Source organism: Polaromonas sp. JS666 (genome assembly GCF_900103405.1).
GTDB lineage: Bacteria > Pseudomonadota > Gammaproteobacteria > Burkholderiales > Burkholderiaceae_C > Polaromonas.
In genome coordinates this window covers 26175-51920 of the sequence record NZ_FNHX01000013.1, presented here as the reverse complement: position 1 = coordinate 51920, position 25746 = coordinate 26175, and the positions used below count along the sequence as shown (strand labels likewise).

Sequence of the window (25746 nt, the reverse complement as noted above, 5' to 3'; positions counted from 1 at the left end):
AGCGCCTGCACCGCCCATGACCCCTCTTGTGGCCATCACCCATCTGTGCAAATCCTTCCCGGGAGTGCGGGCGCTGCACAATGCCCGGCTTGAGATCGTTGCCGGCGAAGTGCATGCCCTGATGGGCGAGAACGGCGCCGGCAAATCGACCCTCATGAAGATACTGGCCGGGGTCTACCAGAAAGATTCGGGCGAAATCTGCATCGACGGCCAGCCGGTCGAGATCGCCAGCCCGCGCGCCGCCCAGGCGCTGGGCATAGGCATCATCCACCAGGAGCTCAACCTGATGGGCCACCTGAGCGTGGCGCAGAACATCTTCATCGGCCGCGAGCCGCTCGGGCGGATGGGCCTGTTCATCGACACCGACAAGATGGCCCGCGACACGGCGGCGATCTTCGAGCGCCTGCACCTGAGCCTGGAGCCGCACACGCTGGTCAGCGACCTGACGGTGGCGCGCCAGCAGATGGTCGAGATCGCCAAGGCGCTGTCCTTCGATTCACGCGTGCTGATCATGGACGAGCCCACCGCCGCGCTGAACAACGCCGAGATCGACGACCTGTTCCGCATCATCGGCCAGCTCAAGCGCCACGGCGTCGGCATCGTGTACATCTCGCACAAGATGGATGAGCTCAAGCGCATCTCGGACCGCGTGACGGTGATGCGCGACGGCCAGTACATCGGCACCGTGCCGACGGCCACCACCAGCATGGACACCATCATCGGCATGATGGTCGGGCGCGCCCTGCTGGAGGACGAGAGGCCGCCGCAAGCCGGCCAGGGCGGGGAGGCCCTGCTGGAGGTGCGCGGCCTCAACCGCGGCCGCAGCATCAAGAACGTCAGCTTCACCGTGCGCAGGGGCGAGATCCTGGGGTTCGCCGGCCTGATGGGCGCCGGCCGGACCGAAGTGGCGCGCGCCGTGTTCGGCGCCGACAAAAAGGATTCGGGCGAGATATGGGTCAAGGGCCGCCGGGTTGAAGTGGGCAGCCCGGCCGACGCGGTCGAGCACGGCATTGGCTACCTGTCGGAAGACCGCAAGCACTTCGGCCTGGCCACCGGCATGGACGTGCAGACCAACATCGTGATGACCAGCCTGCGGCGTTTTCTGAGTTTCGGATTCCTTCTCAAGCCCGCGGCCATACAGGGCGCGGCGGCAAAGCTGATCGCGCAACTGGGCATCAGGACACCGAGCGCGCTGCAGAAGGTGGCGCTGCTGTCGGGCGGCAACCAGCAAAAAATCGTGATCGCCAAATGGCTGGTGCGCGACTGCGACATCCTGTTCTTCGACGAGCCCACGCGCGGCATCGACGTGGGCGCCAAGAGCGAAATCTACAAGCTGCTCAATGCGCTGGCGGCACAGGGGCGCGCGATCGTGATGATCTCCTCGGAACTGCCCGAAGTGCTGCGCCTGAGCCACCGCATCGTGGTGATGTGCGAGGGCCGCGTCACCGGCGAGCTGTCGGCCCGCGATGCCACGCAGGAAAAAATCATGCAACTGGCCACCCGGCGCGAAGCCCCGGCGGCCGCTTCCGGTGCGGTTGCCGCCGCCGCTTTTTAAAAACCACACCGAAACAACCCCACATGACCGTCTCCAAGTTGCTGCAGGGTATTAAAACTGCGGCTTTCAGTAGCAACACCCGTCAAAAGCTGCTGGCGTTTGCCAGCTTGCTGGGGTTGCTCATTTTCTTCAGCATGGCCTCGCCGAGTTTCATGCAGACCGACAACATGGTCGGCATCTTGCAGGCCACCGCGGTCAATGGCGTCCTGGCCATCGCCTGCACCTTTGTCATCATCACCTCGGGCATAGACCTTTCGGTGGGCACCCTGATGACCTTCTGCGCGGTCATGGCCGGTGTGGTGCTGACCTATTGGGGCCTGCCCTTCTACCTGGGGGTGGTGGCGGCGATTTTTTTTGGCGCGCTTTCGGGCTTCATCTCGGGTGTGCTGATCGCCAAGCTGAAGATCCCGCCGTTTATCGCCACGCTGGGCATGATGCTCATGCTCAAGGGCCTGTCGCTGGTCATCACCCATTCCAAGCCGATCTACTTCAACGACACGCCCGAGTTCCCGCTGATTGCCCAGGACTCGCTGATCGGCTACTTCCTGCCCGAGTTGCCCATTCCCAACGCGGTGCTGATCCTCTTCGTGGTGGCGGTGGTGTCCAGCCTGGTCCTGAACAAGACGGTGCTGGGCACCTACACCTTCGCGCTGGGCAGCAACGAAGAGGCGGTGCGTCTGTCGGGCGTGAACGTGGACCGCTGGAAGATCATCGTCTACACCCTGAGCGGCGCGATCTGCGGCATCGCCGGCCTGCTCATCGCCTCGCGCCTGAATTCCGCGCAGCCGGCGCTGGGCCAGGGCTATGAGCTCGATGCGATTGCCGCCGTCGTGATCGGCGGCACCTCGCTCAGTGGAGGGGCCGGCACCATCCTGGGCACCATCATCGGCGCTTTCATCATGAGCGTGCTGACCAACGGGCTTCGCATCATGTCGGTGGCGCAGGAGTGGCAGACCGTGGTGACCGGCCTGATCATCATCGCGGCGGTGTATGCCGACATCCTGCGAAAGCGCAAGTCTTAGCAAGGAGAACCCAAACCTCGCCCCTGTCCACGTTTGATTTTGATATTCATTGCAACACCCCATAACGATACGGAGACAAACATGATTCTGAAACGCACATTCCTGAGCCTCGCGCTGGGCCTCGGCCTGGCCTCCACCCTCAGCACCACGGCGCTGGCCGCCGATGAGATCTACATCCCGATGGTCTCCAAGGGTTTTCAGCACCAGTTCTGGCAGGCCGTCAAATCCGGCGCGGAGCAGGCCGGCAAGGACTACAAGGTCAAGGTGACCTTCGAAGGCCCCGAGAGCGAGAGCATGGTGGACAAGCAGATCGACATGTTCGCGGCGGCGCTGGCCAAAAAGCCGTCGGCCATCGGCTTTGCCGCGCTGGACAGCAAGGCGTCCATCCCGCTGCTGAAAAAAGCCCAGGCCGCCAAGATCCCGGTCATCGCCTTTGACTCGGGGGTGGACAGCGACATCCCGGTGACCACGACCACCACCAACAACGTGGCCGCCGCAGCCCTGGCCGCCGACAAGATGGCCGAGCTGATCGGCAAAAGCGGCGACGTGGCCCTGGTGGTGCACGACCAGACCAGCCGGACCGGCATTGACCGCACCGAAGGCTTTGTCAACCGCATCAAGTCGACCTACCCGAACATCAAGATCGTCAGCGTGCAGTACGGCGGCGGCGACCAGCTCAAATCCACCGAGATCACCAAGTCCATCCTGCAGGCCAACCCCAACCTCAAGGGGATTTTCGGCGCCAACGAAGGCTCGGCCATAGGCGCGCTGAACGGCGCCAGGGAGATGAAGCGCAAGGTGGTGATCATCGGCTACGACTCCGGCAAGCAGCAAAAAGCCGCCATCCTCGACGGCTCCATGGCCGGCGCCATCACCCAGAACCCGGTCGGCATCGGCTACAAGACCGTGGAAGCGGCGGTCAAGGCCCTCAAGGGCGAGAAGCTGCCCAAGGTCATAGACACCGGCTTTTACTACTACGACAAGTCGACCATCAACGATCCCAAGATCGCGGCGGTCCTGTACGACTGATGGTTTGAGCGGCCCCGAGGCGGGCCGCGCACTCCCCGGGCCGCACTTCCTCCAACAGGCAATCTCCCTATGAGCGTTATCCAATCCATGCGTGTCATCGACGTGCGTTTTCCCACGTCGCGGCATCTCGACGGCTCGGATGCGATGAATCCGGACCCGGATTATTCGGCCGCCTATGTGGTGCTCGAGACCGGGCAGCCTGGGCTCGAAGGCCATGGCCTGACCTTCACCATAGGCCGCGGCAATGAAATCTGCTGCGCCGCCATCGAAGCCATGCGCCACCTTGTGGTCGGGCTGGACATGGACTGGGTGACCGAGGACATGGGCCGCTTCTGGCGCCACATCACCTCGGACAGCCAGCTGCGCTGGATAGGCCCGGACAAGGGCGCCATCCACCTGGCGACGGCCGCCGTGGTCAATGCCGTGTGGGACCTGTGGGCCAAGCAGGAGGGCCTGCCCGTGTGGAAGCTGGTGGCCCGCATGAGCCCTGAAGAGATTGTTCGCTTGATCGACTTTCGCTACATCACCGACTGCATCACGCCGGCCGAGGCGCTGGCGCTCTTGAAGCGGCAAGCCGCCGGCAAGGACGAGCGGCTGCGAACGCTGGAGCGCGAAGGCTATGCCTGCTACACCACCTCCGCCGGCTGGCTGGGCTATGACGACGAAAAGCTGCGGCGCCTGGCCCAGGAGGCGGTGGACGCGGGCTTCTCGCATATCAAGCTCAAGGTGGGCCGCGACCTGCAGGACGATATCCGGCGGCTGCGCGTGGCCCGCGAGGTGCTGGGCCCCGACCGCGCGCTGATGATCGACGCGAACCAGGTATGGGACGTGGACCAGGCGATTGAGTGGCTGGGCCAGCTGGGCTTTGCCAAGCCCTGGTTCATCGAGGAGCCGACCAGCCCCGACGACATCGAGGGCCACCGCCGCATCCGCGAGGCGGTCAAGGGCGACATGCAGGTTGCCACCGGCGAGATGTGCCAGAACCGCGTCATGTTTAAGCAGCTCATCATGCGCGGCGCGATTGACGTGGTGCAGATCGACGCCTGCCGGCTGGGCGGGGTCAACGAGGTGCTGGCCGTGATGCTGATGGCCGCCAAACACGGGCTCAAGGTGTGCCCGCATGCCGGCGGCGTCGGCCTGTGTGAGTACGTGCAGCACCTGTCGATGATCGACTACCTCTGCATTGCCGGCACCAAGGAAGGCCGGGTCATCGAATACGTGGATCACCTGCACGAGCATTTTGTGGACCCCTGCGTGATTCGCAACGCCGCCTACATGCCGCCGCAGCGGCCGGGTTATTCGATCGAGATGAAACCCGAATCGCTGGCCCGCTACACCTTCAGGGGCTGATGCCCGCCGCCCCCTTCATTCATTGATCAACCCCCAAGCAACACCCAGGACCGGAGCCCGTTGATGGATTTGCACCTTCAAAACAAGATTGTCATTGTCACCGGCGGGGGCGCCGGAATCGGCGGGGCCATCAGCCTGCAGCTGGCGCGGGAGGGCGCCGTGCCGGTGATCCTCGGCCGCAGCCCCCTGCTGCCGGCGTTTTCCGCGGCCTTGCGCGAGATCGGCGGCCGCCACGGATTTTTCCAGCTGAACCTTGAAGACGAAGCCGCCTGCCGGGCCGCGGTGCAGGCCACCGTGGCCGAATTCGGCGGCATTGACGCGCTGGTCAACAACGCCGGCGTCAACGACAGCGTCGGCCTGGAGGCCGGCCGTGAGGCCTTTGTGAAGTCGCTGGAGTCCAACCTGACGCATTGCTACCTGATGGCCCACCTGTGCCTGGACCAGCTCAAGGCCAGGCGCGGCGCCATCGTCAATATTTCCTCCAAGACGGCGCTCACCGGCCAGGGCAACACCAGCGGCTACGTCGCGGCCAAGGCGGCGCAGCTGGGCCTGACGCGCGAATGGGCCGCCGCGCTGGCGCCGCACGGCGTGCGCGTCAACGCGGTGCTGCCGGCCGAAGTCATGACACCGCTCTATGAAAGCTGGCTCAAGACCTTTGCCGACCCGGCGGCGGCGCTCGCCGACATCACGGCCCGGATTCCCCTGGGCCAGCGCATGACGACCGATCGCGAAATTGCCGACACGGTGGTGTTCCTGCTGTCCGACCGTGCCTCACACACCACCGGCCAGTGGATCCATCCCGATGGCGGTTATGTGCACCTGGACCGCGCTTTGCCCGCGCGCTGACCGCAATGACCCTAGTTTCCCCGCCCGAACCGGGTTCGCTCTGGGCAGCCATGCCGGCGAATGGGCATATCCGGACTTCTTCAACTGACTCAATCCAACCATAGAAAAGAGACAAATCATGAAAACTGCTATCCGTAGTATGTACCTGGGTGTTGCCTGCGCGGCCGTGCTGGCCCCGCAGATGGCCTCGGCCCAATCTACAGTGACCCTGTACGGACGTGTCGTATCAGGCCTGGCCTATATCGACAATGTGTTTACCCCGGGGGCCAATGCCAGCTTCTCCAAAACCATGGTGGCCAGCAACCAGTGGGGCACCAGCATGTGGGGCATGAAGGGCAAGGAAGACCTGGGCGGCGGCCTGGCGGCCAACTTCCTTGTCGAAAGCGGTTTTGAACTTAAAAACGGCTCGACCGGCGGGGCGCTGTTCAATCGCCGCGCCTATGTCGGTCTGTCCAACGACAGCTGGGGCAGCTTCCGCTTCGGCAAGAACCTGTTCATCAGCAACGATGTGTGGGACCTGGACCCGACCGGCCAGCAGTGGGTGGGCAGCGCGACCTTGGTCAGGGGCCGCAACTGGCCCGGGGCCAATAACGTGGTCGAATATTCAACGCCGAATATGGGCGGCTTCAGTGCCACCGCGCAGATCTCCCTGGGCGAACAGGCGGGCAACAGCAAGGCCAACCGCGGCGAAGGCTTTTCTGTGACCTATGCGAACCAGGACCTGATGCTGCGCGGCATCTATTCCCAGCGCCATGATGCCACCGGCCTCTACACCGATGTTTTCAGCACCTCCAAGGAAACCATCATCGGCGGCACCTACAAGTTCGGCGCGGCCAAACTGTATGCGGCCTATGACTACATCACCGCGCCCAATGCCACCCTCGCCGCCGCGTCCAAGCTCAAGCATGCCTGGGTCGGCGTTCGCTACGATCTGACGCCGGCGATGACGCTGATCGGTTCGGTCTTTCACGTCAAGTCCGACCGTGTGGCCGGCAAGGCCACCCTGGGCATGGTGGGCGTGGACTACAGCATGTCCAAGCGCACGCTGCTGTACGCGTCGTTCGGCAATGTCAGCAACTCCAATGGCGCCAACTTCGGGGTGGACGGGGTCTCGGGCAATCCGGCGGTCAACCAGTCGCAAAGAACCGTTTACGCGGGCATTGCGCATAGCTTTTAAAACGACCTGCGGCTGATTGGCTGGCTGGCGTGTGCCAGCCGCCCAGCCGTCTTGCTCAATTCAATCGCTAGAGCGGCTTGCGCAGGCGCCACCTGCGCAAGCCGTTGTTTTTTGCGCCCTTTTTTTCTCCAGGCTGCGCGAGCGATTCGGTTGCCGGGCCTGCCGCGCTGCCGGCATCCTGCGCAGCCCTGGGCGACAATCAGCGCCGTGCTCAGTATTCTTTTTGTCACTTTCCCCTTTTTCGCCCTGGTGCTGTGCGGCTATCTTGCCGCGCGCCGCGGCCTGCTTCCGCAGCTGGCCATTCCCGGCCTCAACACCTTTGTGCTGTATTTCGCGCTGCCCTGCATGCTTTACCGCTTCGGCGCCGGCACGCCGGTGGCGCAACTGCTGGACGCCAGCCTGGTGGCGGTCTACCTGCTGTGCGCGCTGCTGATCGTGGCTTTCACCGTGATGTTCACGCGCAAGGGGCGCATCGCCTGGAACGACGCCTCCTTCGGCGCGCTGGTCGCGGCCTTTCCCAACACCGGTTTCATGGGCGTGCCGCTGCTGGTGGCGCTGCTGGGCGCGCAGGCCGCCGGCCCGGCCATCGTCACCATCCTGGTCGACCTGCTGGTCACGAGTTCGCTGTGCATCGCGCTGTCGCGGCTGGATTCGGCCGACATCCACGGCGCCGAGGTCGCCGCGCAGAACGCACTCAAGGGCGTGGCCCTCAACCCCATGCCCTGGGCCATCGTGCTGGGTGCGCTGTCGTCCGGCCTGGGCCTGGCCCTGCCTGGGCCGGTGATGCAGACCGTGGGACTGCTGGCCGACGCGGCCTCGCCGGTGGCGCTGTTCACCATAGGCGCGGTGCTGGCCCGCTCGCAGATGAACAGCACGCAGGCCACGCCGCTCAGGGACTATGTGCCGGTGGCCCTGGTCAAGCTGGTGTTGCACCCGCTGCTGGTGGGCGCGGTGGGGCTGGGCGCCATCGCGCTGGGCGTGCCGCTGCAGCGCTCCGCGCTCATCGTGATCGTGCTGGTGGCGGCCCTGCCCAGCGCCAGCAATGTCGCGCTGCTGGCCGAGCGCTTCGGCGCCGACAACGGCCGCATCGCGCGCATCATCCTGCTGTCCACCGTGCTGGCCTTTTTCAGCTTCTCCGCGGCCGTGGCCCTGCTGACCTGAGCGCCGCACGTCGGTGTCCCGGCGCTGTTACAAAAAAGCCGAAAAAAAAGACGTCGCCATATTGTCGATTTGCCCACCGGCCGTTCGTCGTACCGGTAGAGCGGCATTTTTGCCGGGGCTGTCCCGGCAAGCGCTCCCAACCCAAAGGAGTCCGATATGAAATTCATGGTCCTCGTCAAAGCCGACAAACACAGCGAAGCCGGCGAAATGCCCAGCGAACAACTGCTGGCCGACATGGGCAAGTTCAACGAATCGCTGGTCAAGGCCGGCGTCATGCTGGCGGGTGAGGGCCTGCACCCCAGTTCCAAGGGCGCGCGCGTCAAGTTTTCCGGCGGCAAGCGCACCGTGGTCGATGGGCCTTTCCCCGAAACCAAGGAGCTGGTGGCCGGTTTCTGGATGCTGCAGGTCTCGTCGAAAGAAGAGGCGATTGAGTGGGTCAAGCGCGCCCCCTTTCCGCCGGAGAGCGAAGCCGAAATCGAGGTCCGCCAGGTGTTCTCGGCCGAAGACTTCGGCGCCGAGTTCACGCCCGAGTTGCGCGAGGCCGAGGAGCGCCTGCGCCGCCAGGTCGAGGCGCAGCGCTGAAACGCGCGGGTCTTGCGTTTGAGGTAAAAACCGGGGGGACGGCAGCAAGGTGCAGCCACCCCGAGGAGACCCTGAGCATGCAATTCATGATCCTGCGCAAAGCCGATGCCGAGACCGAAGCCGGCGAACTGCCCAGCCCCGCGCTGCTGGTCGCCATGGGCGCCTACAACGAAGAACTGGCCAAAGCCGGCATGCTGCTGGGCGGCGAAGGGCTGCAGCCCAGTTCCAAGGGCGCGCGCATCCGCTTTTCGGGTGGCAAACCCACGGTGACCGACGGCCCCTTCACCGAGTCCAAGGAGTTGATCGCCGGCTTCACCATGGTGGAAGCCGCCTCGCGCGAGGAAGTCATCGAATGGCTCAAACGCTGGCCGCAGGAAGACGCCGACGGCAACAGCTCGCTGGAAATCCGCGAGGGCGGCTGCCCCGGCGGCCTGCGTGGTGTCAGCGGCGAAGGCGCGCCGGCCCTGCCCGAAGGCTTTCGCCGCTTCATGATCTTGCTCAAGGCCAACGACAGGGCCGAAGCCGGCACCGTGCCCGACAGCCAGTGGCTGGGGCGCATGGCCCAACACAATGACGATGCGGTCAAGGCCGGCGTGCTGCTCATGGGCGAGGGCCTCAAGCCCAGCGCCAGCGCCTCCCGCCTTAAATTCACCCGGGGTAAACCAAGCGTGATGGACGGGCCTTTTGCCGAAGCCAAGGAATTGCTGGCCGGCTTCTGGATCATCCAGGCTCGCTCGCTGCAAGCCGCGGTGGACTGGGCCCTGGGCTACCCGTTTCCGTTCAGCGACACCGAAGAGGTCGAGGTCGAAATCCGGCTGCTCTATGAAGCCGCCGACTTCGGCATGGCCTGAGCTTCAGGGCCGCGGCCAAAAATTTTTGAAATTTTTTTGGTCGGGCGTGTCGATTTCGCGTTTTCCGTTCGTCGTAGCGGTGAGCAGACGTTTTTTTGCGGGCCGAACCGGCCCCTTGAACCCGGCGCTCGCCTATTCATGAAGTGAACGAACACCAAAAAAGGGGATTTTTATGTTCAAGACCATTGCCATCATTGCCGCCGTCCTGGTGCTGCTTTTTGTCGTGACCGTGCTGGTGCTGGCCTCCGGCAAGCCCGACACCTTCCGCGTCCAGCGCCAGGCAAGCATCCAGGCGCCGCCTGAAAAAATCTTTCCGCTGATCAACGACTACAAAAACTGGGGCGCCTGGTCGCCCTGGGAGAAGAAAGACCCGGCCATGAAGCGCAGCTTCAGCGGCCCGGCGGCCGGCAAGGGCGCGGCCTACGCCTGGGACAGCAAGGAGGTCGGCGTCGGCGACATGCTGATCACCGAGTCCCAGCCGTCCTCCCTCGTCAAGATAGACCTCAACTTCAGCAAGCCCTTCGAGGCCCACAACAAGGTGGTGTTCAGCATCCAGCCGCAGGCCGGTGGCAGCAGCACCGTGAGCTGGGAGATGGCCGGCCCCGCGCCCCTGATGGCCCGGGTCATGCATGTCTTCTTCGACATGGACAAGATGGTGGGCAAGGACTTTGAAGCCGGCCTGGCCGCCATGAAGGCCGCCGCGGAAAAGCAAGGCTGACCCACCCACCCCATACCCAAGGAGTCTTCATATGCGATTCATGATGCTGATGATCCCCAAAGGCTACGAAAGCGCCGCCGCCGGCACCCTGCCCAGCGCCGACGCCGTGGCCGCGATGATGAAATACAACGAGGAGTTGCAAAAAGCCGGCGTGCTGCTTTCGCTCGAAGGCCTGCACCCGCCCTCCATGGGCGCGCGCGTGAGCTTTCCCGGCGGCAAGCCGCACGTGGTCGACGGCCCCTTTGCCGAGGCCCGCGAGGTGCTGGGCGGCTTCTGGATAATCAATGTGGCTTCGCGCGCCGAAGCCATCGCGTGGGCTTCGCGCTGCCCAGGCGGTGAAAACGAGGTCATCGAAGTGCGCCAGGTGCAGGAGATGAGCGACTTCCCGCCCGACGTGCAGGAGGCCGCTGCCGGCTTCACCGAGATGCAGCAGGCGCCGAGCGGAAAAAACAAGGGCGCCTGAGGCTGCATGGCATCCCATGAAACCCACCGCGCCATCGACGCCGTCTGGCGCATCGAGTCGGCCAAGGTCATCGCCAAGGTCGCGCGCATGGTGCAGGAGGTGGGCCTGGCCGAAGAGATCGCGCAGGACGCGCTGGTCACGGCGCTGGAGCGCTGGCCCCAGACGGGCGTGCCGGACAACCCGGGCGCCTGGCTCATGGCCGTCGCCAAGCACCGCGCGATCGATTACCTGCGGCGGCGCAAGCTGCTCGCGCTCAAGCATGAAGAGCTGGGCCGCGAACTCGAGATGGAGCAGGACATGGCTTTTGCCGACGTAGACGAGCCCGGCTCCGGCGACGACGGCGCGGACGACTACGGCGACGACCTGCTGCGGCTGATCTTCACGGCCTGCCACCCGGTGCTGTCCACCGAGGCGCGCATCGCGCTCACGCTGCGGCTGCTGGGCGGCCTGAGCACCGACGAGATCGCGCGCGCCTTCCTGGTGCCCGAGCCCACCGTGGCCCAGCGCATCGTGCGCGCCAAGCGCACCCTGGCCGAGGCGCGCGTGCCTTTTGAGGTGCCCGGCCCCGAAGAGCGCAACGCGCGGCTGGCCTCGGTGCTGGAGGTCATCTACCTGATCTTCAACGAAGGCTACTCGGCCACCTCGGGCGGCGACTGGATGCGGCCCGCGCTGTGCGACGAGGCCTTGCGGCTGGGGCGCGTGCTGGCCGAACTCGCCACGCAGGAACCCGAAGTGCACGGCCTGGTCGCCCTCATGGAAATCCAGGCCTCGCGTGCCAAGGCGCGCACCGGGCCTTCGGGCGAACCGATTCTGTTGCTGGACCAGAACCGCGCGCGCTGGGACCACATCCTGATACGCCGCGGCCTGGCCGCGCTGGCGCGCGCCGAGGCCCTGGGCGGCGCGCTGGGGCCGTATGCGCTGCAGGCCGCGATCGCCGCCTGCCACGCGCGCGCGCCCACCGGCGCCGACACCGACTGGCAACGCATCGCCGCACTCTACGACGCGCTGGCGCAGCTCGCGCCCTCGCCGGTGGTGGAACTGAATCGCGCCGTGGCGCTGGCCATGGCCTTCGGCCCGGCCACGGGGCTGGAGGTGGCCGATGCGCTGCTGGCCGAGCCCTTGATGAAAAACTACCACCTGCTGCCCAGCGTGCGCGGCGACTTTTTGTTCAAGCTGGGCCGCTTTGACGAAGCCCATGCCGAGTTCGAACGCGCCGCCTCGCTGACACGCAACCTGCGTGAACGCGAGTTGCTGCTGGCGCGCGCCGCGGCCTGCGAGCCGGGCGCCAGGCCACGCCTGTCCTGAAACGCCTCAGCCCGCGGGCTTGCGCCCGCCCAGCATGCAGGCAATCGCCGCCAGCTGCAGCAACACCGTCGCGCCGAAGTACAGGCCTGTGCCCGCGCCCAGGTGCGCCGGGGCTCCGCTGCCGCTGACCAGCAGCAAGGCAAACGTCGCCGGCGCCAGTGCCCACAGACCCTGCGACATGGCGACAATGAGCGCCACCACACGCGCCACGTCCTCTTTGACGAACTCCACCTGCGCCACCAGCGGCGGCAGCGAGGTCGCGTTGCCTATGCCGACACCAAACAGCACCACGCCCAGCAGGATCAGCGCGCTTTGCTGTTCCGCCGCGCAGGCCAAGGCCAGCGAGCCGGCAATCTGCACCGCATAACTCACGCTCGCGACCAGCCGTCGCTCGGCGCCGGCCGGCATGCATTTGGCGACCACCGTGCGCCCGCCTATGGCGCAGGCCGTCGCCAGCGCCATCGCCAGGCCCGCACCCTGGGCGCCCAGCGCAAAGACCAGCAGCGAATACAGATGTGTGATCAGGCCGGCCTGCGCGAACAGGCTCAGCGCCATGGCTGCGGCCAGCGTGCGAAAGCCGCGGTCGCGCCACAGCAGCCAGCCCGGCAGCGGCCTGGCCTGCGCCGAGGTCAGGCTGGGCGAAGGCGCACCCGGCGCATCGCCGTCGGGCCGCTGGCCCAGGTGCTCGGGTGTCTGCGCCACCACAAAAAAGCTGAGGCCCAGCACCACGGTCAGCATGGTGGCACCCACCAGCACGCTGGCGGCGGTAAAGCCCATCGCTCCAATCAGCGCTCCCCACAGCGGCGAAAAAATCACCCCGCCCAGGCTGGCGCCGTTATAGGCCTTGGCCAGCGCCATGGGCCGGCCGCGCGCAAACCACGGCGAGATGATGGCGTTGATACCGGCCGCGCCCATGGTGACCCAGCCGCCGCCCGTCAGCAGCGCGGCCGCGAACAACTGCCAGGGCTGCGTGGCCAAAGCCCAGCCCATCAGTCCCAGCGCCAGCGCGGCGGCGCCCATAGCTGTGCTGGCGGCCACACCGAGGCGCGCATGGATGCGCGGCAGGCAGGCCACCACGCCCGCGCCGAACAAAAAGTGAAAAGTCACAGCGCTGGATACCAGTGGCAGCGCCCAGCCGGTGCGCGCGATCACCGCATGCAAAAAAATCGCCGGGCTGTAAAAACCCAGGCCCCAGCCGAAGATCGCGAGCACAAAGGCGGCGCGCACCACGGTCGCGCCAAAAAAGGGGCGCGGTGCGGGTGGCTGCAGGGTGGGGGTGAGGGGCAGTTCCATGGGTTTTTCCTTGAAGGGCATGGCTCCATGGTGCGGTGAAGAGGGCCTGCAATGCTTCGCCCTGGAGCGAAGCATGGCCTTCTTGATACTGCTAAGGTTGCAGCATGAACACCAACCAGATAGCCCATATCGCCTCCCTGGTCGGCGAACCGGCCCGCACCGCCATGCTGATGGAGCTGCTGGACGGCCGTTCGCTCACCGCCCATGAACTGGCCGGCGCCGGCAATGTCTCGCCGCAGACTGCCAGCCGCCACCTCGCGCTGCTGGTCGAAGGCGGCCTGCTGCGCGTGGAGCAGCGCGGCCGGCACCGCTACCACCGGCTGGCCTCGCCCGAGGTGGCCCGCGTGCTCGAAGGCATCACGCAACTCGCGGCGCAGAACGCGCCAGCCGTGCGCCGCGCGGTGGTGCCCGGCCCCAAGGACGCCGCCATGCGTTTGGCACGCAGCTGCTACGACCACATCGCCGGGCGCCTCGGCGTGGCCATTGCCCAGCACCTTCTGGCCGACGGCGCGATGGTTTTTGACGGCGAAGCCGGCCATTTGACCGACAAGGCCGGCGCCGTGCTGGCGCGCCTGGGCATTGAGCTCTCAGCCTCGCCGGTGGCCACCAACACCCGACGGCCTTATTGCCGGCCCTGCCTGGACTGGAGTGAGCGGCGTTTTCATGTCGCCGGGCAGCTAGGCACGCTGATCTGTGTGCACTGCCTGGACAGCGGCTGGCTGATGCGCCGCCAGGGCATGCGCGCGCTGGAGATCACGCCCAGGGGCGTGATGGCGTTGCGTGGCTGGATGGGGCAGGAAAGCTGGCGGCAGGTGACGGAGGGGGATGCGCTTCCTGCGCGGGCAGGGACCGCGTTACGCGCCGCCTGAACCCTTCGCATTGGGCCTTCCTCAGATGAGGGGATGCTCAAACCAAGGCATTTGGTCGAGAATCGCTGAGAATCTGGAGCGCATCATTGATGCAAGTGTTGGGTCTTTCGCTATTTTTAACGGGGAAAACTGAGACAAGTCTCAATGCCAGTTTTTGTGGGTGAACTCGCCAAGTTATGCTGCGGCACCTTGCCGTATACATTATGTTAGGCACCTCAACAATGGCAAAGTGGAGTGGCGTTCCAGAGAAAAGTCGAGCCCAATGGCAGCAAGTTTTTGCGGACTCGACTGAGGGCCTCAAGTTGTCTGCCGCCTGCCCCTGCTGCGGACACAGCGGCCTCCATAGGTACTATGGCAAAGCTTCACCCAAGCTCTCTCGTCCCGGCTATTCCGGCGTTGGGGCGTGCTGGGAGTGGTGTACCTTCTGCAAAGCATATGAGCACTCTTCTTCACTCGTTCCGACTTGGTGGCAGCCAATTTCAGGGGTCATGGAGCATCAACTCACCGCCGAGCCGGAGCAGCTTGAAATTCAGCTCAGACAGTTGGGAGCGTCAGGTGCCTAACCCGTCCGTCAAGGGGACGTCCACGAGCGGGCTTCGCCCACTTGTGGCTGCTCTTTACGTGGAACGTTGTACGTCGTAGGGTGCGATGGCTCATCTTTACCGCGGCGTGTGTGACGCCGACGACGAGCGGAACGGGGGCGCGCTTCGGCCGAAGGGGTCAAGCAACGCTGTCACGATGCACCGCGATGGAACGGTTCGCGAGCGCAAGGGGCAGTTCGAGCGGGTAGCTTCCGAGAACAATGCGGTGAGGGCGCACCATATCGAGAGTGGTCTATACGGCGGTTGTTGGGTTTCCTTCACCAGAGTGGAAAAGGTTGCATGTCATTTCGCGACCAGCGGCGGCATGGAAGACGGGTATGTCTTCGTCGTCGACGAAGGCGAGCTCACCGCTCACGGGGTAGTGATGAAGGAGTTCGATGATCCTGAAAACCCAGGGGAGGTCGAGGTGTCTCTGCGCGCATCGGACAACGGCGACTTGCCCGCTGACATAGTTGTCGAAAAACGGCGAGTCTTTGCGAATGACGTGTAACAGGTCGTTTGACGCGGACATACAACGGCATTGCACAGGGCAACTCCGACGCTAGGTCGCACAAGAAGCGTGGATATCCTCATCTGCATTCTGATCGGACTCGCCATCGGCTTTTTAATGGGCTATAGCAGCCGGCCGTCTGTATTCTCATTCCAGAACGACGGAGAGACTCGCCTTTCGCGCGAGATTCGGGCGCACTTCATTGGACCCGACTATCACCTGATGAATCACATCACCTTGCAGTTGCAGGACGGAACGACCCAGGTTGACCACATCCTTGTCTCGTGCTTCGGGATCTTTGTCATAGAAACCAAGAACTACAACGGCTGGATCTTCGCCAATAGCAAGCAGGCAAACTGGACGCAGGTCTTATTTAATCGAAAGTCCCAGTTTCAGAATCCGATTTTTCAGAACTTCCGGCACGTCAGGGCAGTGCAAGAGTTGCTCGACTTTCTTCCTGCCGATTGCGTCAAATCGGTCGTGGTTTTCACCGGAGACGCTGAATTCAAGACGGAGGTTCCTCCTGGAGTAGTCAGTCTTCCGGAATTCGTGGACTACATCCGCGAGCAAAGCACCGCGGTCATGTCTCAGAATCGAATGCAGTTCTGTGTGGGGCGGCTAGAGACTGCACGCCTTGCCATCACCAATGAAACGGATGTTGAGCACATTGAGAATCTCAGGAGGAGGCATGGCGGTTCGGTCTGACCCTTGACGTCCAACAAGCTTCGCCCATCACCCCATCAAATCGCAATCGGATCCACATCAATCGCCCAGCGAATCAGGCTTTTAAATTCAGCCTGCTGGCGCGTCTCAAACAGCACCGGCTGCCAGGCCGCCAGAAAGCGCTGCAGCGCCGCACGCGAGGGGCTTTCGACCAGCATTTGCGCGCGCTCGATGTTCGCCACGCGCTGGATTGTCATGGGCACGGCCGGGTAGGCGGTGACCTGGCCGTTGCCGGTGAGTTCTAACGCCTCGGCTTGGGCTGCGGCCGCGTTGAGGAAACCTTGCGCCACTTCCTGCGTGCGCGCCTCGGCGCGCACCAGCGCCGAAAAACCGAAGGGCGACATGCCGGCGGCTTCGCGTTCGGCCAGCTGCTGTGTGGCAAAACCCGCGTAGTCGTGCTGTTTGAGCGCCGCGAACAGCGGGTGCTCGGGGTGGAAGGTCTGTACCCACATTTCGCTGGCGCCGCTGTGGCGCGCGTCGCGGCCGGCCCGGCCGCCGGCCTGCATCAAGAGGCTGAACAGGCGCTCGGGCGCGCGGAAATCGCTGGAAAACAGCGCGCCGTCGGGGTTGATGGCGGCGACCAGCGTGATGTGGCGGAAGTCGTGGCCCTTGGCGATCATCTGCGTGCCGACCAGCACGTCGACCTCGCCGGCATGCACGCTGGCCAGCTGGGATTCGAGCGCGCCCTTGAGCCGCGTGCTGTCGGCGTCTATGCGGGCGATGCGCACCGGCTCGCCGTCGGGCCGCTTCACGCCGGCCAGCAGTTCGGCCAGGTGTTCTTCGAGGCGCTCGGTGCCGCGTCCCACGGGCGCGATGTCGATGTTGCCGCAGCTGGGGCAGGCGCGCGGCACGCGCTCGGTGAAACCGCAGTGGTGGCAGCGCAAGGTGCGGTCTATCTTGTGGAAGACGCGAAACGCGCTGCAATGCGGGCATTCGCTTTTCCAGCCGCAGTCATGGCAGGCCAGCACGGGCGCATAACCGCGCCGGTTCAAAAAGATCAGCGACTGCTCGCCGCGCGCCACGCGCTGCGCAATCGCGTCCAGCAGCGGCGGCGCGATGATGCAGTGCTTGGGCTGGTGGTTCATGTCCACGCGCCGTACCGTGGGCAGGCTGCCGGCGTCGCCCGAAGGGGCGGGTTCGCCGGTTTTGGGCGGTATGTAGGGCTCGGCTTGCGGCCCGGCGGAGTAGGGGGCGACCTCTTCGCCGGTGGAGGGTGTTGTCCCTGTGCCAATGCGCTCATCCATCACCAGGCGCTGGTAGCGGCCGGCCAGCGTGGCCTGCCAGCTTTCCAGCGAGGGCGTGGCAGAGCCCAGCAGCACGCGGCAGGGGCCGTGCTCGTGCGTGGCGTCTTCGGTTTCGATCTTGGCGCGGTAAATCGCCAGGTCGCGCGCCGAATAACGCGCGCCTTCCTGCTGCTTGTAGCTGGGGTCGTGTTCCTCGTCGACCACGATCAGGCGCAAATTGGGCATGGAGGCGAACACCGCCATGCGCGTGCCCAGCACCAGGCGCGCATGGCCGGCATGGGCCGCCAGCCAGCTTTTCAGGCGCTGGGCCGGCGTCAGGCCGCTGTGCAGGGCCACCACGCGCTCCTTGCCCAGGTGGGCAAAACGCGCTTCAAAGCGCGACTGGAGCTGCGGCGTGAGGTTGATCTCGGGCACCATCACCAGCACCTGGGCGGCCGGGTCCAGCGCCAGCACGCGGGCCGCGGCGCGCAGGTAGACCTCGGTCTTGCCGCTGCCGGTGGCACCGAACAGCAGCGCGGGCCGGGTATCGGCGTCAAATTCGGCCAGCACCGCGGCCTGCTGCGCGCTCAGCACCAGCGACCGGCCGCCGGCCTGCTCGCCGCGGGTGTCGGCCATGGGGCGTTTGAGCCGCCGCGCCAGCTGCACATTGCTAAGGTCGCGCAGCTGGGGCGGCAGCGCCGCCAGCGCCACCTCGCCCAGCGAGCGCTGGTAATAAGCGGCGGTGAACTGCACCAGCTTGCGCCAGGTCGCTGACAGCGGCGGCAGGCCTTCCAGCACGCCGGCCACGTGGCGCGTCTGCATTTCCAGCAGCGTGCCGCTGTCGGCCAGCAGCTCCCAGACCACGCCCAGCACCTCGCGCCGGCCCAGCGGCACGCGCACCAGCGAGCCCACGGCGAGTGGCGACTCACTCTGGTAAGTCAGCGGCCCGGCGATGGAACTGTGCGCGGGCGCCGCGACGACGACTTGCAGCCAATAGCTCATTCAGAGTAACTAAATGTGTTTAATTCTTGAGGAATACATCCAGACAATGCGCTAAGTCCTTGATTTGGCGCCACTTTACAGATTTCCAGATTTTCTGTGGATAACTTTGTTGACAGCTTGTCGGCGAGGGGCGCGAAGCCTTGTAAATCAAGGCTTTTCTTAAATTGCCCGCAAAAAAAGCAATTTAAAGTCTCTATATAAATCAACAACTTACGCACGCTATTGCTTTGATAGCGCGAGGTGGACCGGGGTGCTTGCATTGCGGCGGCGCAACAAGATTTTTGTGCATAAGTCCAGCCGGCGGGGGCCCGGTTTTGTGCTAGCCATGGTGGAAATACGCCCCGGGCCGGCTGGAATAAGGGGCAGGCGAAAGGATTCAGCTACGCGCGGTGCGCATGCTGCGAGAGTGAGCGTGCACTGCGTTTACCAGCACTTCCACACTCTCGGGCGGCGTGTGCTGGCTGATGCCATGGCCCAGGTTAAAAATATGGGTGGGTCCAGGCCGGCTGGTATCGGTATGGGGGGCGCCAAAGCTGTCCAGCACCGCGGCCACCTCGGCCTCGATCTGGGCCGGGTTGGCGAACAGCACGTTCGGGTCCAGGTTGCCCTGCAGTGCCTTGGCCTGGGGCCCTTGCTCGCCGACCAGCGCGCGCGCCTTGGCCAGGTTGACCGTCCAGTCCAGGCCCAGCACCTCGCAATCGAGCTGCGCCATGGCTTCCAGCCACTGGCCGCCGCCCTTGGTGAAGACCAGGCGCGGGATTTTCACGCCCTCGTGCTCGCGCTTGAGCTGGGCCAGCACCCGGGCCGTGTAGGCCAGGCTGAAAGTCTTGAAGGCCGCGTCGGCCAGCACGCCGCCCCAGCTGTCGAAAATCATCACGGCCTGGGCGCCGGCCTCGATTTGCGCGTTCAGGTAGGCGGCCACCGCGTCGGCGTTGACGGCCAGCATCTTGTGCATCAGGTCGGGGCGCTGGTACAGCATGGTCTTGACCAGGCGGTAGTCGTCGGAACCCGCGCCTTCGACCATATAGCAGGCCAGGGTCCAGGGGCTGCCCGAAAAGCCGATCAGCGGCACGCGGCCGTTCAGGGCCTTGCGGATCGAGGTGACGGCGTCGAAGACATAGCGCAGCTTGGCCAGGTCCGGCACCTGCAGCTTGGCCACGGCGGCCTCGTCGCGCACCGGGGTGGCAAAGCGCGGGCCCTCGCCCAGCGCAAAAGACAGGCCCAGGCCCATGGCGTCGGGCACGGTCAGGATGTCGCTGAACAGGATGGCGGCATCCAGCGGGTAGCGCTCCAGCGGCTGCAGCGTGACCTCGGTGGCGTAGTCGGTGTTGGTGGCCAGGCCCATGAAGCTGCCGGCCTGGGCCCGCGTGGCGCGGTATTCGGGCAAATAGCGGCCGGCCTGGCGCATCAGCCAGACGGGGGTGTGGGGGGTGGCCTGGCGCAGGCAGGCGCGCAGAAAGGTGTCGTTTTGAAGGGGTGCGAACATGCACCAATTGTCTCAGGTGTGGGGCGGCTCCCGCTGGTCTCCCGGCCGGTTCGGATTTACCATGGCCGCAAGGGCTTTCCAGGAGCATTCCATGCGCATGAACGACCAGGAGTATTTCCGCAGCTGCATCGCCAAGGAGCGGCACCTGGCGCAATTGCTGGGCCACACGCACATCGAGGAATGTTATGAAAGCGCGGGCACGCTCTGGGACAGCGCCCAGGCGCTGCCGCAGTGGACGCGCGACTGGGCGGCCTGCGGGCCGCTGCTGGCGGCCCACGGCATCAGCGTGGGGTTTGACGGCGAAGGCGCGACCCTGGGTGCCACCCATGTGCAGTTTTCCGACCACCCGAGTCGCGACCGGGCCCTGATGTACGGCATCGTCAAGGAAGTGATCTTCCGACTGGAACACCACAAAGCCGCGCCCGCCGTCACATGCGCAGCGTCTTGATAAAGGCTTCCAGCTCGTCTATCGGCAGCGGCTTGCAGAACAGGTAGCCCTGGTAGCAGTCGCAGCCGTGGCGCGACAAAAAGTCGCGCTGCGCCTCGGTTTCCACGCCCTCGGCCACCACGCCCAGCCCCAGGCTTTGCGCCAGGCCGATGATGGTGCGCGCGATGGCCGCGTCGTTGGGGTCGCGCAGTATGTCCTCGACGAAGGACTTGTCGATCTTGAGTTGGTCCAGCGGCAGGCGCTTGAGGCAGGAGAGCGACGAATAACCCATGCCGAAATCGTCGAGTGACAGGGTTACGCCCATCTTCTTGAGCCTGGCCATCTTGGTGATGGTGATTTCCATGTCCTCGGCCAGCAGGCTTTCGGTCAGCTCCAGCTTGAGCTTGTGCGGGCTGACCTGGGTTTCTTTCAGCGCGGCCATCACCAGGTCGACGAATTCCGGGTGGCGGAACTGCCGCACGCTGACGTTGACCGCGATGCTCAGCGCCGCGGTTTCGGGGCGCTGGGCCCAGGCCGCGAGCTGGCGGCAGGCGGTCTCCAGCGCCCACTGGCCCAGCGGCAAAATGAGCCCAGCCTCCTCGGCCGCCGGGATGAACTCGGCGGGCTGCACCAGCCCGCGATCGCCGTGGTGCCAGCGCAGCAGGGCCTCCACGCCGGTCATGCGGCCGTCGCGGCCGACCTGCGGCTGGTAGTACAGCAGGAACTGCTTTTCGCGCAGGCCGCGCCGCAGGTCCGACTGCAGCGCGGCGCTGGCGGTCACCGCGGCCTGCATGGCCGGGTTGAAGAAGCAGACCGTGTTGCGCCCGGCCATCTTGGCCTGGTACATGGCCAGGTCGGCCTGCTTGAGCAGGTCACCGATGTTGTTGAGCGTCTGGTTGAAGGCGGTCACGCCTATGCTGCAGGTGCTGTAGTGCTGGTAGCCCGCCAGGCTGTAGGGCTCGCTGAGCGCGGCCAGGATCTGCCCGCTCACGGTCTCGGCTTTCACGGTCGCCTCGCGCGGGTCCTGGCCCAGGTCTTCCAGCATCACCACAAACTCGTCGCCGCCCAGGCGCGCCACCGTGTCGGTCTGGCGCACGCAGGCCGCCAGGCGCTTGGCCACCTGCTGCAGCAGCAGGTCGCCCTTTTGGTGGCCCATGGTGTCGTTGAGTGTCTTGAAGTTGTCCAGGTCTATGAACATCAGCGCGCCTTCGCGCGGATGGCGGCGGTTGTGGACCAGCGCCTTGTCCAGCCTGTCCATCAGCAGCTGGCGGTTGGGCAGCTGGGTCAGCGGGTCGTAAAAAGCCAGGTGCTTGATCTCGCTTTCCGCCACCTTGCGCCGCGTGATGTCGCGCCCCACCGCCACCCAGTGGGTGAAAAAAACGCCGGCATCGTCGGCCACCGGCACGATGTCGACCTCCATCCAGAAATGCCGGCCGTTCTTTTTGTAGGTGATGAGTTCGGCCTGCACCGGCTCGCCCTTCTGGAAGGCGTTGCGTATGCGCTCGAGCTCGCCGTGCTGCGTCAGCGGCCCGCACAGCAGGCGCGGCGAATGGCCCAGCGCCTCGGCCAGGCTGTAACCCGTGTGCTGCTCGAAGGCGTTGTTGGCGAAGATGATGCGCAGCCCGGGCCGGCCCGAGGGAACGGCCTCGGCGATCAGCACGATGTCGTTGAGCCGCGAGATGCTGGTCTCCAGCAGCATGAGCTGCTCGCGCGCCTTGCGCCGCTCGCTGACGTCGCGAAAGTAGATCGCCAGCCCGTCGGGAAAGGGGTAGGCGCGTATCTCGAACCATTTGTCCAGCGGCGCATACAGGGCCTCGAACTCCACCTGGTAGTTGCCCGCCACCGCCGCGCGCACCTTTTCGGAGAACAGGGTGTTGATGGCGCCCGGAAACTCCTTCCAGATGCTTTTGCCCAGCAATTCCGTGGGCGGCCGGCCCAGCAGGCGCGCGCCCTCGCGGTTCAGGTAGCTGAAGCGCCACTGCGGGTCCAGCGTGTAAAAACCCTCGGTGATGCTCTCCAGCGTGATGCCCAGGCGCGTGGCCAGGCGCTGGGCGTCTTCCCCGGTCTGCCGCAGTGCCTGGGTGTGTGGCGCATCGAGCTGGGCAACGGCCAGGCCGGCCAGGGTCTCCAGGTCTTCCTCCTGGTCGGGGCTGAGTGTGCGTGCCGCCTTGTCCATGACCACCAGCACGCCCAGCAGGGTGCCGTCTTCCCGGCTCAGCGGCAGGCTGCGGTAAAAGGCGATCTCGGGCGCGCAGCGCGCCGGCAGCAGCGGCTGGCGCGGCGGCGTTTCGAGGCTGGCGCCGCACAGCGCGAGCAGGCCCTCGCGCTCCTGCGCGGAAAAACCGGTGCCCGCGATGAAGCTGGCTTCACCGTTTTCAAGGGCGGCGACGAGGGCAATCGGTGCGCCGCAGGCGCGGGCCGCCAGCCGGGCGAGCCGGTCGGCGCCGGAATGCGGCAGCACATGCAGCGCGAAGGCGGGCGCCAGGTTGGGAGCGGAAACGGACACGGGCGAGCACCTGCTTTCTAGAACCTGTTCACGGCCTAAACGGGGCCGCGTTGGGGTGCAATCGGGATGAGTGGGCCGACCGGGCACGCCGCATGGGCTGATGCCCATGCAAGGGCCTGGGTGGCTCAATCGCCCGATTTCACCCCAACCCGGAGGGCAAGCGCCTTCTCGGGCGGTCTGCGGCGTTGCGGCGCTAACCCATAGCTGTGCTATGGGCGTCGCACCGCGCCTTGCACCCCATCCCGAGAAGGGGCTTGCGCGGCTCCGTTTAGGCCGTGAACAGGTTCTTGGATTCAATAGAACATGCTGAGGCATGGCGCCGTGGTTTTCACCGCGAGATTTGCAAGTGTTGGCGATAAAGCGTTGCAAAACGTTCCGTCACTTACCTGCACACGGTTTTGTCCTACGCTGTGGATCGCAGGCTCCCCACGAGGGGTGCCCGCATCCCCCTTCATGCTGCACCACCTCCCGGCGCTATCGACGCCGTCTTCCCGTTGTTCCCGTATTTTTTATTCCAGGCAAGGACCCATGAGCCCCCCAGAACTCGAGCAGTTGCAGCAATGCCCCGACATCGCCACCCTGGAAACCGCCTTGAGGAGCCTGTGCGCCCGCTTCGGTTCGGTCAGGCAGGTCAACGTCCTGCCGGCCGCCCATGCCGGCAAGCAGCAGGCCCTGTGTTTTGTGCGCATGGCCTCAGAGGAAGAGGAGCAAAAGCTCATGAGCGGCCTGGGCATAGGCCGCTTCGGCGGTGAGCTGGTGGTGGTCGTGGATTTGCTGGCTGAGCAGCCTCCCTCCGCGAGCGCGGACCTGTGGAGCTCCGCCGCTTAGGGCCTTTGTTTATGTCGCGGCCGCGGCGACCGAAACATGCCTGAGCAGCAGGCGCTCCAGCGCGTTGAGCGTCTCATAGGATTCGGCGAAGTCGGCGAACAGCGCGGCATTGTCGGGCGCCGCCGCCTTGCCCTGCCAGGCCGCGCGGAACTGCTCGAAGATCTCGCCGAAGCTGCGGCGGCCGTCTATCAGCGCGAGGATTTTCGCGCCGTACTTGCCGGGATTGACCGTTACGGACACGCCCGAGTGCTGGTGCCTGAGCATGAAGGGCTGGCCGCGGCTGTTGCCGAAAACCTGGGAGGCGATTTCGCCGGTCAAAGGCTCGTGGTAGAAAAAAGGCACGTAGTCGGTGTCGCCATAGGGCGCGCTGCAGGCCGCGTTGCGCGTCAGGTACAGCGAATGTGTGATGATGCTGCCGCCCATCAGCTCGGCCATTTCATACTGCCGGCGCAGCGGCAGCTTGCGCAGCGCCGCGGCCATGGCCGGCGGCTTGCTGCCCAGCACCATGTGCGGCAGGTAGGGTGAGCGGCCGCGCTGCACGTCGCTGAAGGCCAGGTGCAGGCCGTGGCCTTGTTTCCCGCCCGCCGCGCCCTCGCCCAGCCAGTCGAAGAGTTCGCCCACGCTGTACGAACGGTCCTGCGAATGCAGCAGCAAGTCGTAAATACCGGCGTCGCCGGCCTTGTGGTCGTGGTGCAGGTCTTCGCTGCGCTTGAACCAGTTGCCGGGCGGCAGGCTGGCCAGGATGTCGCGGGTGTTGGCGATCTTGCGCTGCGCGTCCGTCTCGCCGCCGTTGACCAGGCGCATCAGCGCCTGCATCTGGTAGACGCCGATGCGGCCCGTGGTGGCATAGACCATGAGCCCGATGGCGCCGTCCGGCTTGAGCACGCTTTGCAGCGCCTTGAATCCCAGGTCGGGGTCGGCCAAGTGGTGCAGCACGCCGCTGCAGTTGATGTAGTCGAAGCTGCCCAGCTGCGCGGCCAATGCCGGCAGGTTCAGCAGCGAATCGTGCACCCAGCGGATGTTGCTGAGCCCACGAATCTGCGCGCGCTCTTTGGCCAGCGCAATGCTGGCCTGGCTCATGTCCAGGTGCACGATTTGCGCGTCGGTGTGGCGCAGCTGCTCGGCCAGGAAAATCGTCGCGTCACCCGTGCCGCCGCCGGCCACCAGCGCGCGGAAGCCCTTCTGGAAAGACTGCTTTCCGGCAAAGCAGTAGTGGTTGACCATGGGCAGGTCTTCCAGCCAGGTCAGCACCAGGCGCTTGTGCTCGTCCTGCGGATTGCAGGCCGGATAAGGCAGGGCTTCGTACTGGTTTCTGACCTCGGACAGGTAGTTATCGGGCATGGAATTTCCGGAAATGGACGGCAAACCGCTATTGTCTACGGTGGCACGAGATGCGCCGAGACGGGCGTGAGCCTACCTCACGGGTAGGAATTGCAGGAAGGTACCGCCTAGCAAGTTCTGTACGTAGGTAATCACCGCACGCCGGTATTTCTCGGTCAGCACCGACGACAGCAAATCCAGCCGGCCTATGACCTTGCCGAACTCGCGTTCAAAACTCAGGTTGCGTTCACGCTCGGTGATCTCGTCGGCCAGCAGCAGGGGCTGGCCGGCGGCATTGCGGCGGTTGGACAGCATCCACACGGCGATCTCGATGTTGCGCGCGGCGTTGTAGATGTACTGCGCGTCCAGGCTGTCGGTCAGGTAGAAGGACGTCTTGCCGCCGTGGGCCGTGACCACCATGTCGGCGCTGGCATAAATAAAGGCGGCCACGCGGTCGCCCTTGAAGTCCGGGCCCAGGGCCAGCGACAGCGCGGCGATGTCGCGCTTGCCCTGCAGCTCCGGCCAGGGCGTGCGCGTGTCGACCGCCACGCGCAGCTGGGCCAGGGCCGCATCGCGGCTGACGGCGCTGGTCTTGCGCCATTCGGCCGGGTTGCGCCGGTAGAGCTTGTCGGCCAGGCGCAGCAGGCTTTCAATGTTGTCGCGCATGCCCAGCGTGGCCATGCGGTTCGCGTCCGACTGGCCGACCTCGGCGGCGGCCATGGGCGCGGCCTGGGCTTCGCCTTTGTGGGTGGGCGCATCGCTGGCGCAGCCGGCCAGCGCCGCGGCGGCCAGCAGCAGGGAAGGGCGCAAGAAGGGGGAAAACGAAGGCGGAACGGCGAAAGTGGAAGTGAGGATGGGGGCCGTGCGCAGGGACATGGCGCATTTTCAGCGGCGATGCGCGGCCGCGCAAGCCTGGCT

At 65.3% G+C, this 25746-nt stretch carries 23 protein-coding genes; 17 read left to right on the top strand and 6 right to left on the bottom strand.

The features are described 5' to 3' along the window. Nucleotides 1–16 precede the first annotated feature (16 nt). From BLQ85_RS21615 to BLQ85_RS21560, 12 genes are all read left to right on the top strand, one after another. Complete coding sequence (locus BLQ85_RS21615; RefSeq protein WP_074580027.1) at nucleotides 17–1555, top strand: sugar ABC transporter ATP-binding protein; 1539 nt, start codon at nucleotides 17–19, stop codon at nucleotides 1553–1555. A gap of 23 nt (nucleotides 1556–1578) precedes the next feature. Further along, on the top strand, nucleotides 1579–2577 hold the full coding sequence (locus BLQ85_RS21610) for an ABC transporter permease (protein ID WP_074580026.1): 999 nt from the start codon (nucleotides 1579–1581) through the stop codon (nucleotides 2575–2577). A gap of 81 nt (nucleotides 2578–2658) precedes the next feature. After that, entirely contained in the window at nucleotides 2659–3606 is a 948-nt protein-coding gene (locus BLQ85_RS21605) for an ABC transporter substrate-binding protein (protein ID WP_175456170.1), read from the top strand. 69 nt (nucleotides 3607–3675) lie between these two features. Further along, on the top strand, nucleotides 3676–4956 hold the full coding sequence (locus tag BLQ85_RS21600; RefSeq protein WP_074580025.1) for an L-fuconate dehydratase: 1281 nt from the start codon (nucleotides 3676–3678) through the stop codon (nucleotides 4954–4956). Between the two features lie 63 nt (nucleotides 4957–5019). Further along, the gene (locus tag BLQ85_RS21595) at nucleotides 5020–5802 is read left to right on the top strand and encodes an L-fucose dehydrogenase (RefSeq protein WP_074580024.1); all 783 of its coding nucleotides are present in this window, start codon (nucleotides 5020–5022) and stop codon (nucleotides 5800–5802) included. A gap of 118 nt (nucleotides 5803–5920) precedes the next feature. After that, the gene (locus BLQ85_RS21590; protein WP_074580023.1) at nucleotides 5921–6979 is read left to right on the top strand and encodes a porin; all 1059 of its coding nucleotides are present in this window, start codon (nucleotides 5921–5923) and stop codon (nucleotides 6977–6979) included. 207 nt (nucleotides 6980–7186) lie between these two features. Continuing rightward, complete coding sequence (locus tag BLQ85_RS21585) at nucleotides 7187–8140, top strand: AEC family transporter (RefSeq protein WP_074580076.1); 954 nt, start codon at nucleotides 7187–7189, stop codon at nucleotides 8138–8140. Between the two features lie 156 nt (nucleotides 8141–8296). Further along, the gene (locus tag BLQ85_RS21580) at nucleotides 8297–8722 is read left to right on the top strand and encodes a YciI family protein (protein WP_074580022.1); all 426 of its coding nucleotides are present in this window, start codon (nucleotides 8297–8299) and stop codon (nucleotides 8720–8722) included. A 77-nt stretch (nucleotides 8723–8799) separates the two neighbouring features. After that, the gene (locus BLQ85_RS21575) at nucleotides 8800–9573 is read left to right on the top strand and encodes a YciI family protein (RefSeq protein WP_074580021.1); all 774 of its coding nucleotides are present in this window, start codon (nucleotides 8800–8802) and stop codon (nucleotides 9571–9573) included. 172 nt (nucleotides 9574–9745) lie between these two features. Further along, complete coding sequence (locus BLQ85_RS21570) at nucleotides 9746–10291, top strand: SRPBCC family protein (RefSeq protein ID WP_074580020.1); 546 nt, start codon at nucleotides 9746–9748, stop codon at nucleotides 10289–10291. A gap of 31 nt (nucleotides 10292–10322) precedes the next feature. Beyond that, nucleotides 10323–10754: a YciI family protein gene (locus BLQ85_RS21565; RefSeq protein WP_074580019.1), complete on the top strand. Its 432-nt coding sequence runs from the start codon at nucleotides 10323–10325 to the stop codon at nucleotides 10752–10754. Nucleotides 10755–10760: 6 nt separating this feature from the next. Then, entirely contained in the window at nucleotides 10761–12059 is a 1299-nt protein-coding gene (locus BLQ85_RS21560; protein WP_074580018.1) for an RNA polymerase sigma factor, read from the top strand. Between the two features lie 6 nt (nucleotides 12060–12065). Here BLQ85_RS21560 and BLQ85_RS21555 read toward each other — a convergent pair whose 3' ends face one another. Continuing rightward, the gene (locus BLQ85_RS21555) at nucleotides 12066–13352 is read right to left on the bottom strand and encodes an MFS transporter (RefSeq protein ID WP_074580075.1); all 1287 of its coding nucleotides are present in this window, start codon (nucleotides 13350–13352) and stop codon (nucleotides 12066–12068) included. 104 nt (nucleotides 13353–13456) lie between these two features. Here BLQ85_RS21555 and BLQ85_RS21550 point away from each other — a divergent pair, with 104 nt between their 5' ends. From BLQ85_RS21550 to BLQ85_RS21535, 3 genes are all read left to right on the top strand, one after another. Next, nucleotides 13457–14221 carry an ArsR/SmtB family transcription factor gene (locus BLQ85_RS21550; protein ID WP_074580017.1) on the top strand — a complete coding sequence of 255 codons (765 nt, stop codon included), beginning with the start codon at nucleotides 13457–13459 and terminating at the stop codon, nucleotides 14219–14221. A 648-nt stretch (nucleotides 14222–14869) separates the two neighbouring features. Beyond that, a complete protein-coding gene (locus BLQ85_RS21540; RefSeq protein ID WP_074580015.1) occupies nucleotides 14870–15313 on the top strand; it encodes a hypothetical protein in 444 nt (147 codons plus the stop codon). Nucleotides 15314–15382: 69 nt separating this feature from the next. Continuing rightward, complete coding sequence (locus BLQ85_RS21535) at nucleotides 15383–16018, top strand: nuclease-related domain-containing protein (RefSeq protein ID WP_217631838.1); 636 nt, start codon at nucleotides 15383–15385, stop codon at nucleotides 16016–16018. Nucleotides 16019–16053: 35 nt separating this feature from the next. On the opposite strand, the gene priA is transcribed toward BLQ85_RS21535, so the two are convergent. After that, on the bottom strand, nucleotides 16054–18261 hold the full coding sequence (gene priA, locus BLQ85_RS21530; RefSeq protein ID WP_074580013.1) for a replication restart helicase PriA: 2208 nt from the start codon (nucleotides 18259–18261) through the stop codon (nucleotides 16054–16056). A 376-nt stretch (nucleotides 18262–18637) separates the two neighbouring features. After that, entirely contained in the window at nucleotides 18638–19747 is a 1110-nt protein-coding gene (gene hemE / locus BLQ85_RS21525; protein WP_074580012.1) for a uroporphyrinogen decarboxylase, read from the bottom strand. 91 nt (nucleotides 19748–19838) lie between these two features. Between hemE and BLQ85_RS21520 the strand changes: the two genes are divergently transcribed. Further along, the gene (locus BLQ85_RS21520; protein ID WP_074580011.1) at nucleotides 19839–20195 is read left to right on the top strand and encodes an aminoacyl-tRNA synthetase; all 357 of its coding nucleotides are present in this window, start codon (nucleotides 19839–19841) and stop codon (nucleotides 20193–20195) included. On the opposite strand, the gene BLQ85_RS21515 is transcribed toward BLQ85_RS21520, so the two are convergent. Further along, a complete protein-coding gene (locus BLQ85_RS21515; protein ID WP_074580010.1) occupies nucleotides 20176–22680 on the bottom strand; it encodes a GGDEF and EAL domain-containing protein in 2505 nt (834 codons plus the stop codon). The genes BLQ85_RS21520 and BLQ85_RS21515 overlap by 20 nt on opposite strands. A gap of 528 nt (nucleotides 22681–23208) precedes the next feature. Here BLQ85_RS21515 and BLQ85_RS21510 point away from each other — a divergent pair. Then, nucleotides 23209–23508 (top strand): RNA recognition motif domain-containing protein, encoded by a 300-nt coding sequence (locus tag BLQ85_RS21510; protein ID WP_074580009.1) that lies wholly within the window; start codon nucleotides 23209–23211, stop codon nucleotides 23506–23508. 9 nt (nucleotides 23509–23517) lie between these two features. On the opposite strand, the gene BLQ85_RS21505 is transcribed toward BLQ85_RS21510, so the two are convergent. Both BLQ85_RS21505 and BLQ85_RS21500 read right to left on the bottom strand, forming a co-directional pair. Next, entirely contained in the window at nucleotides 23518–24849 is a 1332-nt protein-coding gene (locus tag BLQ85_RS21505; RefSeq protein WP_074580008.1) for a class I SAM-dependent methyltransferase, read from the bottom strand. A gap of 72 nt (nucleotides 24850–24921) precedes the next feature. Then, nucleotides 24922–25704: a hypothetical protein gene (locus BLQ85_RS21500; protein WP_083336948.1), complete on the bottom strand. Its 783-nt coding sequence runs from the start codon at nucleotides 25702–25704 to the stop codon at nucleotides 24922–24924. Nucleotides 25705–25746: the final 42 nt, after the last annotated feature.